9 protein-coding genes are annotated in these 13,885 nt (G+C 48.3%); 7 read left to right on the top strand and 2 right to left on the bottom strand.

Annotation, left to right across the window (positions count from 1 at the left end; translation table 11 throughout):
* Positions 1-86: 86 nt before the first annotated feature.
* Positions 87-1,115, bottom strand: a complete 1,029-nt coding sequence (locus MHB84_RS08400; RefSeq protein ID WP_064640517.1) for a LacI family DNA-binding transcriptional regulator — start codon at positions 1,113-1,115, stop codon at positions 87-89.
* A gap of 458 nt (positions 1,116-1,573) precedes the next feature.
* On the opposite strand from MHB84_RS08400, the gene MHB84_RS08395 reads away from it, so the two are divergent.
* The 4 genes from MHB84_RS08395 (at position 1,574) to MHB84_RS08380 (ending at position 6,591) form a co-directional block, all read left to right on the top strand.
* Positions 1,574-2,860: a sugar ABC transporter substrate-binding protein gene (locus MHB84_RS08395; protein WP_076290384.1), complete on the top strand. Its 1,287-nt coding sequence runs from the start codon at positions 1,574-1,576 to the stop codon at positions 2,858-2,860.
* 96 nt (positions 2,861-2,956) lie between these two features.
* Positions 2,957-4,312 (top strand): carbohydrate ABC transporter permease, encoded by a 1,356-nt coding sequence (locus MHB84_RS08390; protein ID WP_076290383.1) that lies wholly within the window; start codon positions 2,957-2,959, stop codon positions 4,310-4,312.
* Positions 4,309-5,145, top strand: a complete 837-nt coding sequence (locus MHB84_RS08385; RefSeq protein WP_076290382.1) for a sugar ABC transporter permease — start codon at positions 4,309-4,311, stop codon at positions 5,143-5,145. Before MHB84_RS08390 ends, MHB84_RS08385 begins: the two co-directional genes overlap by 4 nt.
* A 159-nt stretch (positions 5,146-5,304) precedes the next feature.
* A complete protein-coding gene (locus tag MHB84_RS08380; protein ID WP_076290381.1) occupies positions 5,305-6,591 on the top strand; it encodes an MFS transporter in 1,287 nt (428 codons plus the stop codon).
* 99 nt (positions 6,592-6,690) lie between these two features.
* On the opposite strand, the gene MHB84_RS08375 is transcribed toward MHB84_RS08380, so the two are convergent.
* Entirely contained in the window at positions 6,691-8,850 is a 2,160-nt protein-coding gene (locus MHB84_RS08375) for an alpha-amylase family glycosyl hydrolase (protein ID WP_076290380.1), read from the bottom strand.
* A gap of 719 nt (positions 8,851-9,569) precedes the next feature.
* Here MHB84_RS08375 and MHB84_RS08370 point away from each other — a divergent pair.
* Genes MHB84_RS08370 through MHB84_RS08360 form a run of 3 tightly spaced genes read left to right on the top strand, consistent with a single transcriptional unit; the run spans position 9,570 to position 13,779 of the window.
* Entirely contained in the window at positions 9,570-10,943 is a 1,374-nt protein-coding gene (locus tag MHB84_RS08370) for an alpha/beta hydrolase (RefSeq protein WP_076290379.1), read from the top strand.
* Between the two features lie 2 nt (positions 10,944-10,945).
* Positions 10,946-12,367 (top strand): hypothetical protein, encoded by a 1,422-nt coding sequence (locus MHB84_RS08365; RefSeq protein ID WP_076290378.1) that lies wholly within the window; start codon positions 10,946-10,948, stop codon positions 12,365-12,367.
* Positions 12,364-13,779 carry an AMP-binding protein gene (locus MHB84_RS08360; RefSeq protein ID WP_083678995.1) on the top strand — a complete coding sequence of 472 codons (1,416 nt, stop codon included), beginning with the start codon at positions 12,364-12,366 and terminating at the stop codon, positions 13,777-13,779. The genes MHB84_RS08365 and MHB84_RS08360 overlap by 4 nt, the downstream gene beginning before the upstream one ends.
* Positions 13,780-13,885 lie beyond the last annotated feature (106 nt).

The raw sequence follows: 13,885 nt of genomic DNA, 5'->3' as shown, positions 1-13,885 counted from the left end.
CAATGTATGGGCTTCTTTTTGCATGTCCACAACAGGCGTGAATGTGGAACATTAGGCCAGTAGGACAAACGTTTGCACAAACATGTCTACGCATTCCCGGATAACGTAAATAGGGACGAATCCCGAACAATCAAGCGGTGCGGAATAATAACAGGATTCTGAGGCAGGTGTTCACCGTTTAGAATTTTTAACAATACCTGAACCGCAGTATAGCCCAGCTGATAAGTTCCGATATCAATCGAACTAAGCGGCGGCGAAGCAAGTTCCGACAAGGCGATGTTGTTAAAGCTCACAACACTTATATCTTCAGGAACGTTGTATCCCAGCTCGGCCAGAGCGCGAAGCACGCCAAACGCAACATTGTCGTCGATGACAACGAGAGCGGTAGGCCTGTCGGGTAGCGACATGAACAGGGACATCGACCGGAAGCCGCTTTCCTGCAGGAATTCTCCCTCCACGATCCAGTCATTGTTAGCATCAAGACCCGCTTCTTCAAGCGCATTTTTGTATCCAAGCAGGCGATCATGAGACAACGTCAAATCTGGTGGTCCGCTAACAAATCCGACTCGTTTATGCCCTTGGGCAATCAGATGTGTGGTTGCATCGAAAGCTGTCTGTACATTGTTGTTGTCCACCATCGGAGCATCAGGATGCGTTTCGCTGCGGCCGATCAGTACAAAAGGAAACTTTTCCGCCTCCAAGAACGAAATAATCGGATCTTCCCGTTTGGAGCCAAGCAGCAAAATGCCATCCACGCGCCGCCCATGTACCAGGCGAGATATGGCATTCAATTCATCGCTGGAAGACGTTTCGGTGGAGAGAAGAAGTTCATAATTCATACGGGTGGCATGGGTAATGATTCCCCGAAGCAATTCTCCGAAAAAGTAGTTCTGAAACAGCTCTTCAGCAGGTCGGGGCAGCATGATACCCAGGGTTTGAGTCGTTTTGGAAACAAGGCTTTTGGCCATCATATTGGGATGATAATTCATTTCTTTCATGATTTGCTTCACTTTGAGTGATGTTTCCGAACTGATTCTGGGATGGTTGGAAATAACCCGTGAGACCGTAGAAGGGGATACACCCGCCAATTTGGCAATATCTTTGATTGTAATCATGTGAAAAATCCCTTCTGTACAAGCATTTCAACATGTCTCCTATGTTAATTCAAAGACTTCGATAAATCAATTGCTAACTACTTCATGGTAAAGAGGAGAAACGAAAAATAAAGGAAGATGGTGGGAGATCAAGCAAATAGGAAATTACAGAAAGAAACACCACAAAAGTGACGGAAAATGAGCGAAAATGACTTGTGCAAACGTTTGTACAAACAAAGTTTGCTGTTGTATGATGTTATTGTTATTATAGCGCTTACATGAATTAAATCAACATACTTCCTAGAATATTCATCCCGATTACATAAGGATTGGACCAGTCTGAGGTTAATATGAGCAAACGTTTGTATTACTTTCAAACGGAACCACGGCGAACTTCGGAGTACAGGAACAGTACACAGAAAAACGGGTGAAAAGCGCGAGTACAGCATCGATCAAGACTACGAAAAGGGGGAAATTCAATGAGAAAATGGCAGCAAGCAGCACTTGCAGGTTTCATGGCACTTGCACTTACCGCATGTTCAAGCGGAGGTGGAGGCGCTGCGCCGACCACAACAGACAGCGGTGAGACTGGGGAAACCATAGTGACCGCGGAAAATATTCAGCCAGAAGAGGGCGCGAGCCTTGTCATATGGGAGGATAAAAATCAGCGCAGCTTTATCGAGGAGCGTGCGAAGAAATTTGAAGAGGAGTACGGCGTTACTGTAAAGATCGAGGAATTACCGCCGACCGATCAAGTGACCAAGCTCACTACGGACGGACCCGCAGGATTGGCTGCGGATGTAGTCGTTTTCCCGCATGACAAGATTGGTAGCGCTTCAGAAGCCGGACTGATCTTGCCGAACGATATTTTTGAGCAACAGACCACACAATCTACCAGTGACAATGCGGTTAAAGCCGTAACTTTCAAAGACATCTTATACGGATATCCCTACAGCGTAGAAACCTATGCGTTGTTTTATAACAAAAAGCTTTATCCCGAAGCACCGAAATCATTTGATGACATTATCAGCTTTGCCAAAACCTTTAATGATACCAAAAACAACAAATACACCTTGATGTGGGAGCTTCAGCAGTTTTATTACAACTTTGCTTATCTGGCTTCCCAGGGCGGATATATCTTTGGTGATGAAGGCATGAACAGCGAGGATATTGGTCTTAACAATGAGGGAGCCATCAAGGGCGGTCAGTTCTTGCAAACGCTGAAATCGGAAGTACTGCCTGTGAAGATGGGTGATGTGAACTATGACATCAAGAAAGGCCTCTTTTCAAGCGGGAAACTGGCTATGGATATTAACGGACCTTGGTCCATCGCCGATTATCGCAATGCTGGCATTGACTTCGGTGTGGCTCCACTCCCGGCAATTGAAGGCAAACCGATGACCTCCTTCTCTGGAGTCAAGGCATATTACGTCAATGCATTTACAACCTATCCGAATGCTGCCAAGCTGTTTGCGGCCTATCTCTCCAGTGCCGAATCCCAGATGGTCAACTTTGAGATGAACGGAACTCTCCCGGCCAATAAAGACGTGGCGGCAGATCCGAAGATTCAAGGAGATGAAATCACGAAGGCATTCCTTGAGCAATTCAACAACTCCACCCCAATGCCTTCGCTTCCTGCCATGGATAGCGTGTGGGGTCCCATCAGCGCGGCGATTACCGACATATGGGATGGAGGCAAGGATGTAAAAACCTCTCTGGATAACGCAGTCAAACAAGTCAAGGAGAGCCTTGCAACCACCCAATAAAATAAAAAATGAGCAGGTGCAGAGGAAGCTAACATGTCCTCTGCACTCTGCTATAACTGATCGGTAACTTCGCTTGCCGGGAAGGAGTAGGAATGAATGAAACAACAGCATGTTCCGGTCACTGTTAAGCCGAATCGAGAAAGACAGCATCGTATGACAGCGGCTGTGTTGTCCGTTGTCCTGCAAGGACTTGGACAGTTGTATAACCGTCAATGGATCAAGGGAATTTGTTTTCTGATCCTAGAGGGAGTGGGACTCGCATATCTGATACCCCGTTTGAATCATGCTGTATGGGGGGTATGGACGCTGGGCGAGCAGACGCAGCGTTTCGTCAAGGTCAATGGATCAACGGTGCTGCAGCAGGGCGACCACTCCATCTTTTTGCTGCTCAACGGAATCATAGTACTTTTGGTATTTTTCGTTTTTCTTCTTCTGTATATATTCAATATCCGGGATGCGTACATCACGGGAAAATTAAGAGAGGAAGGCAAGCAGGCCACCAGAGCTTCTGCTTCCCTGAGATATCTGCTCGATAAACAATTCCCGTATCTTTTCTTATCCATCCCTGCGCTCGGCATCCTGTTTTTCACCATTATGCCGATTTTGTTTACGATTACCCTGGCCTTCACCAATTACTCGGCACCGGATCATATTCCGCCTGCCAAGCTGGTGGACTGGGTCGGCTTCAAGACATTCACGGATCTGGTCCAGCTTAAATCGTGGAGCCATACCTTCTTTGGCGTATTAACGTGGACCGTAATCTGGGCCATCCTGGCAACGGTCACTACGTATTTCGGCGGGGTGCTGGTTGCACTTCTCATCGAGCAGAAAGGTATTCGTTTCAAAAAGGTATGGCGGACGATATTCATTCTTCCTTATGCCATTCCACAGATTATCTCACTGCTTCTGATGCGTAACCTGTTCAACGGACAGTTTGGTCCGATTAATACGTATATGAAGGCTTTTGGCCTTGAGGGGTTGCCATGGTTAACCGATCCATTCTGGGCAAAAGTTACAGTCGTCATTGTAAACATGTGGATTGGAATTCCAGTCAGCATGGTTCTCATACTGGGCGTGCTGACGGCGATTCCACGGGATTTGTATGAAGCGGCTGAGGTAGACGGTGCGTCCGGCTTTCAGAAGTTCCGCATCATTACGCTTCCTTTTATCATGTTCGCTACGACACCGGTGCTCATTATGCAATTTGCCGGGAATTTCAACAACTTCAACGTCATCTTCCTGCTGACGAACGGTAATCCGCTGCGTGGTGATTATCAATATGCGGGATCAACCGATCTTCTCGTGACCTGGTTGTATAAATTAACGTTGGATAACAACAAGTTCAATATGGCTTCGGCGGTAGGCATCATTATTTTCCTGATTATTGCGTCGTTCTCCATCTGGAATTTCCGTCGTTCCAAATCGTTCAAAGAGGAGGACATGATTCAATGAAAAAGCGCAATAATCCCATGCGTCTGGCGATCAGTTATGTGCTGCTGGTCATCATTGCAATCGTATCGGTGTATCCTGTCTTGTGGATATTTCTCTCGTCACTGCGTCCAGGGGCGGCGCTGTACAGCGAACGTCTGTGGCCTGAAGCGTTCACGCTGGCCCATTACGGGGAATTGTTTACCAACCCGTCGTTCATGTATGGCACATGGTATCTGAACACGTTGAAAATCGCCTTTTTCACGATGATTTTCTCAACGCTTATGGTCACTTTGGGCATGTATGCCTTGTCCCGTTTCCGTTTTCGCGGTCGTAAGACCATTCTATCCACGATGCTGATTCTGGGAATGTTCCCTAGCTTCATGAGCATGATTGCCATTTATATTATTTTGCTTCAGATCAAATTGCTGGACACCCATGCCGCGTTGATTCTGGTTTATTCGTCCGGAGCCGTTTTGGGTGGATTTATTGTCAAAGGGTTCTTTGATACCATCCCGCGCAGTTTGGATGAAGCAGCACGAATTGATGGTGCCAGTCATCTGCGTGTGTTCACCAGTATCATTCTGCCGTTGTCCCGGCCGATGCTGACCTATGTAGCCTTAACCAGCTTCACTGGTGCGTGGATGGACTTTATTTTTGCCCGACTGGTACTTCGGACAAAAGAGAACTGGACACTTGCAGTTGGCATGTGGGATCTGGTTAGCCGTTATCAGGACAGTAACTTTACGATGTTTGCTGCCGGGGCGGTACTGATCGCCATTCCCATTACGTTATTGTTTGTATTCCTGCAACGCTTCCTGGTGCAGGGGCTGACCTCTGGCGCTTCCAAAGGATAAAAGGTTAAGAGGATAAACACCCAAATCGCATAGACAGCCTGTAGAACATATTCAGGCCACCAATCAGGCGCTTCTGAGAGGTTCCATTCATCGCTGGAACTGCTCCGGAAGCGCCTGCCTGCTGTTTGAGATCCGAATGACAAGAGGAGGAAAAGATCGATGGGAACGCTACAGTCCCCAGAACCGGAATTGGGACCGAACGGGGCTCTTGCGGCTGCGGAAAGTCAGAAAATGGCCAACAGGGCGCTTTGGCGCAATGTTGCTTATCGCAGAATTTTGTGTGGCTATGGCATCTCGGTATTTGGTGATTGTTTCAACGGCATTGCCATCAGTCTGTGGGTATTGCAGACCACGGGAAGTGCGAAGAGCATGGCAGCTGTACAAGTATGTAATATGGTCGTCAGTTTTCTGTTCGGATCATTCGCGGGTACGTTTGCCGACAGGCTGGATCGCAGAACATTGATGTTGTCATCGGATTTGTTTCGTGGGGCTATGGCGTTTATCATCGCGGTGAGTCTGTTTGTGCTGCATGCTCCTTTTCCAATCGTACTGCTCATGCTTTCCCTTTCGATGTTCTCCAGCCTGTTTCAGGCGCCTGCATTTCATGCTTCGGTAACCAGTCTGGTGGGGAGGGAGCATCTGCAGCAAGCTACAGGAACCATTCATCTTGTCGATAATATTGCACGTATAAGTGGACTGGCAGCAGCGGGGATTGCGGTTTCTGCATTTGGAGGGTTTACGGCTATTATGATTACGGGTGTGACCTTTCTGCTATCTGCGATATGTGTAATGTTGGCCGGGCGTTTTCCGGATGTACAACGCTCTTCGATGCATAGAGGATCGTTTGTAAAGGAGTGGGGTGGTTCATTTTCCTACATCTTTGCACATCCACTGATTCGCTCCATCGTTATTCTTAATCCGCTGTTGATTCTCTTCTTCATGTCAGCCATCATGCTTGTTCAGGTCATGGCCGTCAAAGTATGGCAGGCGAATCCTGTCCAGTTCGGACTGATCGAGACATGTATTCCACTGGGGTACATGCTGGGTTCCGGAATTCTGATCGCCTCAGGCAATCGGCTGAAACGAAGGGGACGATGGGTGTTCATCGGTCTGCTGGTTCTCGGCCCACTGTATATGCTGTTAGCCAATGTATCTTCTCCTTTGGTGGCCTTGCCGCTGATCATTGCTGGGGGAGCTATGTTTGCGTGCTGTACGATGTTAACCCAGATCATGATGCGTGCCGAGGTTCCCGATGAGCTGCAGGGGAGAATCTACGGGGTGCTCGGAACCATAACAAGTACAGCCCCAATCTTGGGATTAACGGTGGTTTCCGTTTTGGCTGATCAGTGGGGTGCCCAAACCGTGCTGGAGAGCCTCGGAGCATTGCTGTTGGTGGTAGGAATTATTGCCGTAGCAGGATTAAAATCCATTCGGACCTATCGATAGTTAATGCATGCCATAGATAAGGACGAGCCTAATCAAAGAACCCGGAAGCAGACGCTCATCGCGTCTGACTCCGGGTTGAATGATAGGACGGTGAAGGAATTAAGGTTGCCAGTCCACTGTAACGGTTGCCGTTCCACTGGTTGGTGTGGTGAAAGTATGATTATTGCCATTTTCCCACGTAATCGTAGAGCCGTTCTTTTTGAAGAACTTGAATTCCAGATTCGTTCCGGCTGGCACACTCACGTCATAATACCAGGTTGGATAGGAATAGATCACCTGATTGAACGCCGGACCAATGGCAAGAGGGCCTGTGGACCAGTTACCCAGTTCCGCGACATTGCCCGTCAGATAGAGATTCTGACCGAGTGTCGTGGATGCATTGTTGATGACAAACCGCACGGAAACCTGGTTGCCACTAAGAATCGTGAAATTGTTATAAGTGTTGCTGTTGACTCCGCTCGCCGCGACTTTGACTGCATAGTTGCCGGCAGCAACTGCAGGGATGGTCACTTTGATCTGAGTATCTTCCCATGATGTAATGGCTGAACCGGTAACAGCGGTTGTTCCGAAATAGACAGTGCCTTTGGTAGTACCAAATCCACGACCATCAATGGTAACGGTATTACCCGCTTTACCCATTACAGGGCCCACATGTCCGATGGTTGGTGTAGTGGTATTGGCTGTATACTGCCAGACTGCTGTAGCTCCTGCTGCCAAAGTGAAGTTAGCGACGTTACCTCCTGTAGAGGTAATGTTATTACCACTTAATGCACCTGCAAGAACATCGTTGTATGTACCCGAAGGAAGCGAAGTGGTCAGACCACTGATGGATGTGGGAGTCGAAAGATTACGGTTAACCGCTACGACGGCCACGTTGTTGCCGAATTTACGTTCATACACATACACATCGTTGTTAATCCAGCGCTGCTGGGTTGTTCCATAGGCGATGGCTGGATTGGTTTTGCGCAATGGAGCGAGCTTGCTGATGACGTTAAAAGCAGTTGTTGTTTTGGAAAACGAAGGCATTTTGGCACGGTTATCAGGGTCACCGTTACCTGTCATATACTGCTCAGTGCCATAATAGATGGCTGGTACGCCCCGTGAGGTAAGTGTAAATGCAAGAGCTTGTTCCAAGCGACGGTTGTTAACGGCACTTGTTTTGAAGCGATCCATGTCATGGTTATCAATAAAAGTCACTTGGTCATTTACCTGTGCATAATCAGCGGCAGTGCTGGTGATCATGGAATCCAGGGCAACCATCGTGGATGTGTTATCACGGAACACGTTACGTACTTCATTGTTGAAACGGAAGTCGAGTAGACTCATGCCGGACTGGTTGGCGAAGTTGGTATTGTCCGCATCGGATGCGGATGAACCCAGGAACCATTCACCAAACGTGAATACCGGTTTGTAGCCATAGATGGAGGACATCCAGTTCTTTTGCCATCCCATCGGCATATGCTTCACCGCATCCACCCGGATTCCGTCAATACCCATATCCAGCCAGAGCTTGATCGCATCCTTGAAGTAGGTGTCAATGGTGCTGTTATTGTGATTCAGGTCAGCAAGATCATAGAGGTTTTTGTAGATACCGTTCTCCAGTGTGGAGAAGTCGGAACCGCCATTGTGGTGGAAAAGTTTGTTCGTATCATTGGTGTAGCCACCAAGCAGCGTACCGTTATTGTACAACTTTCCATTCTCTGCGAACGAGGTGTCGGTTTCCATGGCAGGAGAGGTATGGTTGGGAGCAAAATCAATGATGACTTTAATGCCTTTGGCATGTGCCGTATTGATCAGATTCTGGAAATCGGTCATCGTACCGAAAGCAGGATTGGTCTTCTTGAAGTCACGTGCCCAATAGCCGTGATAAGCCGTATTGTTAACACCGGAATAGTTAATCAGCGAGTAAATGTTCTCCACAGGCTGGGAAATCCAGAGTGCCGTAATGCCGAGATCGGAAAAATAGTTGTCGTTGATCTTGTTGATCAGTCCTTGCCAGTCGCCCCCGCAATAGAGCTTCAGGTTAGAACAGGAGGCGTCATAGGCTCCCCCGGTAGGGTTGTTGGAGGGATTGCCGTCCAGAAAGCGGTCGGTAAATACCTGATAAATAACATCGGTGCTGAAGTTCTGCTTGTTGCTTACAGCCGTATCAGCATCTGCGAATACGGAGGCCGCCGGGAATAATGGCAGTGCACTTCCGGCCAGCAAGCTGAAGCTCAACGTGGTACTGAGGATGATTCGCTTGGTCCATTTGAACATTGGTAATCCACCCTTCGTTTATTATATAAATTGAACTAAAGAATATTTACACTTACCACTCCGATGACAGAACAACCTTCCGATCGCTGTTATCCCCAGATTTTTTTGATGCCCTTTTCAAAGGGGGAAATCTGGGGATAAAGGCCAAGCGTATGCTTCCGATGGAGCTTTCCTTCAGAAAGCTTTTAGCTTCACTTCTTCAGGTTATTTCTGTCCTCTCCGTTCTCGTGCAAATGTGTAGTTCAATTTATATAGATTTGTGATCTCTTTGTTTGATTAGAAAAGCGCTTTCAACATTGGACGTTGGTAGGTTATTCTTAACGATATCCCCCCTTTATGAACGCCAACAACCCCGGCACCTCCTGCTGGAGTTACCGGGGTTGTCCTAAACCGATTGGGTTTAAAAGCATGGCCCTCTAGTTATAATCACAACGTTATGATAATTAAATAATGGTTTGGTTGTCAATAACTTTTTCTTGAGCATTTTTTTTCTATTTCTATATTTACAAATCAGGCTCAACAGATTTAAACTATTCGCAGACCCACCAATATAAGGGCTATGCATTTTAGAACATTTCGGTGTTTTAAAACAACCCCGTCTCTTCAGAGACGGGGTTGTTTGTCGATGTAGCCGAGGGAAGAACGAAGCAGGACTAACAAAACAGGGAAACCCTGGTAGTGTAAAAGCGAAATCTATAGGAGAGGCGGTTGATGGATCAGTGAACACTCATTCTGTTATCGAATGTGTGGAAGGTTTCAAGGCGTCCAGGCTGGACAACACAAGAAAGATTTTTATCTATTTGCCACCAGGATATAAGGAGCATGTGGATGAACGCTATCCAGTGTTATATATGCATGCGGGTCAGAGAGCCTTCGGCTCTTCGACTGCGGGAAATGAAACGTGGCACGTCGATCAGGCGGCAGACCAACTGATTGATCAAGGCTTGATGGATGGATTGATCATTGTCGGAATTGCCCATGTTCGTCCAGTTACACACAATGAATTCTATCATTTCATTGCGCCTGCAAGAGAAGCGTTGAGTGTGGGCTGCTCAGGCCTGGATTATGAACACTTTATCATTCATGAACTGAAACCATTCATTGACGAGCATTACCGCACACTTCCAGACAAGGACAATACGGGACTGCTTGGTTCTTCCGCAGCGGCACTCAGCACCTTCCATATAGGAACACGTCATCCTGATATTTTTGGCAAACTGATCATGCTCTCTCCCTTTTTCGTGGATGTGCAGCTGGATGAAACGTCGGAGAGCAGGTTACAGGAGAAGGATATGTACCTCTTGCCTGAGGGCAGTGCTCCGATTCGAATGTGGATGGATATAGGAGATGCAGAAGGATTATTTCTTCCTTCCCAGGTAAGGAATGTAGTCCATCAGATGCTCGAACTTGGATATAAGTCTGGCAAGGACATCGCATTTCTGGAACAGCCGGATGCAGGTCATCAGGAAGCGGATTGGGGAGAGCGAGTTCATATTCCGCTACTGTATATGTTCGGCCGAATCGGCAATCCAGTCTCTCTGGAGCTGATGGGAAGGGACGTTATTGGATTGAAAGGCGGCATGAGCGGGCAGATCAATGCGCTGCTTCATTACGACAGCGGGTTCACCATGAGTGTGCTTGAAGGGGAATATCATTCCGATCAACCCGATGTTCTTGAGGTTCGACCCAATGGGGAACTGGTTCCTGTCAAGATGGGACATGCAATTGTTACCCTGACGGTGGGAGAGTTGACGGCATCACGGATGTACACGGTTGTGGAAGAATTATCGGGTCACGTGACAGTCTGCATGAGTGCCGAGGTACCCTTTCAAGACATGTATGATGACTCGATCTACGGAGGCATGGGCATGAAGCTTCTGCACACCGGAGGTGGCGATTATGAGGGCTGCTTCGAGGTTCCACGTGACAGCGGATTTCGGTTCAGGTTCACGCGAGGTTTCCGGCAGTTTGAAACCGATGCAGATGGCAAGGCACTGCCCAATCGGGTGTTTCGTGCCCATGATAACCTGTCTCTTCATTACATAATCCAGTCTTGGGGCAGTACGGCTGCCAAAGCCGGGAACAGGAGGTAGCCATGATTAGTCAACCATTTCAACCAACGATGGATATTCCGTATTATTATCCCTGCAATTTTCCTTTGATTCACGAAATCCTTCAGCGTCAGGGCTCGATAAGCAGTCTCGGCCTGTTGGCTTCCAGCCGCTTGTATAGTCTGACTTCCTGTTCGGATCGTGGCCTGATCAAGCCTTACTTTCATAAGCTGGATTATGAGGAGCCGATGTGGGAAGTGTTTGGAGAACGGGAGTTTGACAGCTTCGAACAAGGAAAGGCATATATTCGGGAACGGCTTGAAAATGAGGGGCCTTTGGTCGTTACAGGCACAAGTTATTGCTTGCCTTATGGGGATGATTATCGAAATCCCGAGTATATTCATAAACTCGTTAAACAAGACTCACGCCTGCATCTGGTCGATCATTGGCTGGCTGTGTACGGAATGGATGAGGAGCATTTCTATGTCTATGACCCCGTTCCCTCCAAATACATGGGAGCTGTGTCATCACCTGATTTCCAAGAGTTCTGGAAAGGAAACAAAAATATCTCCGAGCTCGAAATAGCCCGGCGCAAAGAAACATTACGAACATATGGCACGATGGAGATCCGTGCTGTGGAAACACTCGACTCCGCAGGCTATCGGAACATGTTGCGCTCTGCGCTGGCGACACAGGCCTATGAATTCATCGCGGGCAGAACGATCTGGGAGGGCAATCGAAGCTATTATTTTGGACAGGCTGTCACATCACAATTGTTACAAAGATTGCACCCGGATGCCGAGGTGGATCGGGAACAGGAGAAAGCCATCTCCGCGTTCCTGTTCGACATGCGCTGGAGCCGCTACTTTTTCCGCGATTTGCTGGAGGAAGCAGCCAAATGGCTCAATTCCCCTCATGATCAATATGTTGCAGAATTCGGTGCAATGATAGCCCGGTGGGAACAGGCGCATAAGCTGCTGCAGATCGCAAGAATGAAACGAAGCCCTGAATGGCGTGAGCAGTTAACGGATATTATTGAACAATTGGCGGCGGACGAATTACGCTGGTACGAAGCGCTAATGACGACACATCAGCATGCCGATCGCTTCAGACAGATCCCATCGACTGTGGAAAATCCCGCGCCTACGCCTTCACATCGGGAAGTCATTGAGCGGATTGTGCTGGACAGCTGCGATGAGCTTAATCGGTACCATAACGCGCCCATTCCACTAGAGCATGGCTTGCAGGCACCCCTATATGGAAGTCGTGGAAGACTGGACTCCCTTGAACTTGTAACTCTACTTGCGGTTATCGAGCAAAGTGTTGAAGATACGTTCGGTGTAGGGATAACCCTCGCTGAATTGGCGGCTGCTTCCATGCCAGAAAGTCCTTATCGAACGGTGGAATCTCTGGTTGAATATCTGGAGGCGCAATTGAAACCTTGCCCAAAGGATGATGAGGGATGAATATCACTTTTCTTCTGGAACGGTTCGCCGCGTATGACCATCGTTCTGCGTTGATATGGAAGGGCGAACATTATAGTTATAACTGGTTATTGGATCAGGTTCACACCTTTAGCCAATGGATTTCCAGTGAAGGGCTCGAAGGGGCGATCGTTGTGCTGGAAGAGGATTATTCTCCTTATGCCGCAGCAGCATTGATCGCTCTTCTGGAGCAAAATTGTATTGTGGTTCCGATGGATCGACACTTGGTTGAGGCTAAACGGAATGAGTATACAGCGCTCGCTCAGGCAGAATGGCGCATGAGTGTTGGGGAAGGGGAAGCTATAGCCAGACGTTGCTCCGTGCAAGGCAGTCGGTCCCCGATATTGGCAAGGCTGAGTCAGGAAAAGAACGCAGGTCTGGTGATTTTCTCATCCGGATCGACAGGACAAAGCAAAGCTGCTGTTCACAGCGCGGATCGTCTGTTGCACGGGTTCAGGCGGCAAGTCCGGCCGCTCTGTACCATTCCGTTCATGATGTTTGATCACATTGGCGGATTGAATACGATGCTGCAATCCCTGTCCAGCGGCGGCTGTTTATGCGTCATACCGGATCGCTCCCCCCTGGAAGTATGCAAAACCATTGAAAAGTACCGTGTTCAGGCCTTGCCAGTCTCACCAACGTTCATGAATTTGCTGCTCCTTAGTGGAGTCTATCGGGAGTTCGATCTATCCAGTCTCGAAGTGGTCTCCTATGGTTCAGAGGTCATGCCAGAGGCGCTGCTTACCGCATGGAATAGACAGTTTCCGAATGTACGTACGGTGCAGGCTTACGGCATGTCGGAGCTTGGCATTCTGCCGACACGCTCCAAAGATTCCGGTTCATTGCAATTTACGGTTCGTGATGGGGAAGTCCATTATCGGATTGTGGACGGGCTGCTTGAGATCCAAACGAAAACGGCCATGATCGGGTATCTGAACGCTCCGTCTCCGTTCACGGAAGATGGCTGGCTCCAGACCGGGGATGAAGCGGAGATGGAGGATGGATACATTCGCATTTTGGGTCGCCGCTCCGAGATCATTAATGTAGGCGGACGTAAGGTTTATCCTGCGGAAGTGGAGAGTATTCTGGAACAAATGGAATTCATTGAAACGGCAGTCGTGAGTGGCGAGCCAAGTGGGATCATGGGACAGATGGTAAAGGCCACGGTCAGACTTACAGGTGAGCAGCCTCTTATGGAACTACGCAGACAAATCTGGGATTTTTGCCGAGACAAGCTGCCTCAGTACAAAATTCCACAAAAGATTGTGATTACTCAGGAGACATTAACAAGCCCAAGAATGAAGAAAATAAGAAATTCCGGTCCAAACTGCTCCGTTCGGGATGAGGTTGCGGCAAGCCAGGAGGAAGAGTTGAAGGGACACAGCACTGATTGAACGAATGAATAAAGTGACTCCATGAATGCCAATACAGCAGGGGACATCATGAGTTGTAATAGGAGAGGGGAACCTTCGGATGCATGACGCACCGATGGTTCCCCTT

This window comes from Paenibacillus sp. FSL F4-0087 (assembly GCF_038020215.1).
Classification (GTDB): domain Bacteria; phylum Bacillota; class Bacilli; order Paenibacillales; family Paenibacillaceae; genus Paenibacillus; species Paenibacillus taichungensis.
This window is presented reverse-complemented; position numbering and strand designations above follow the sequence as displayed.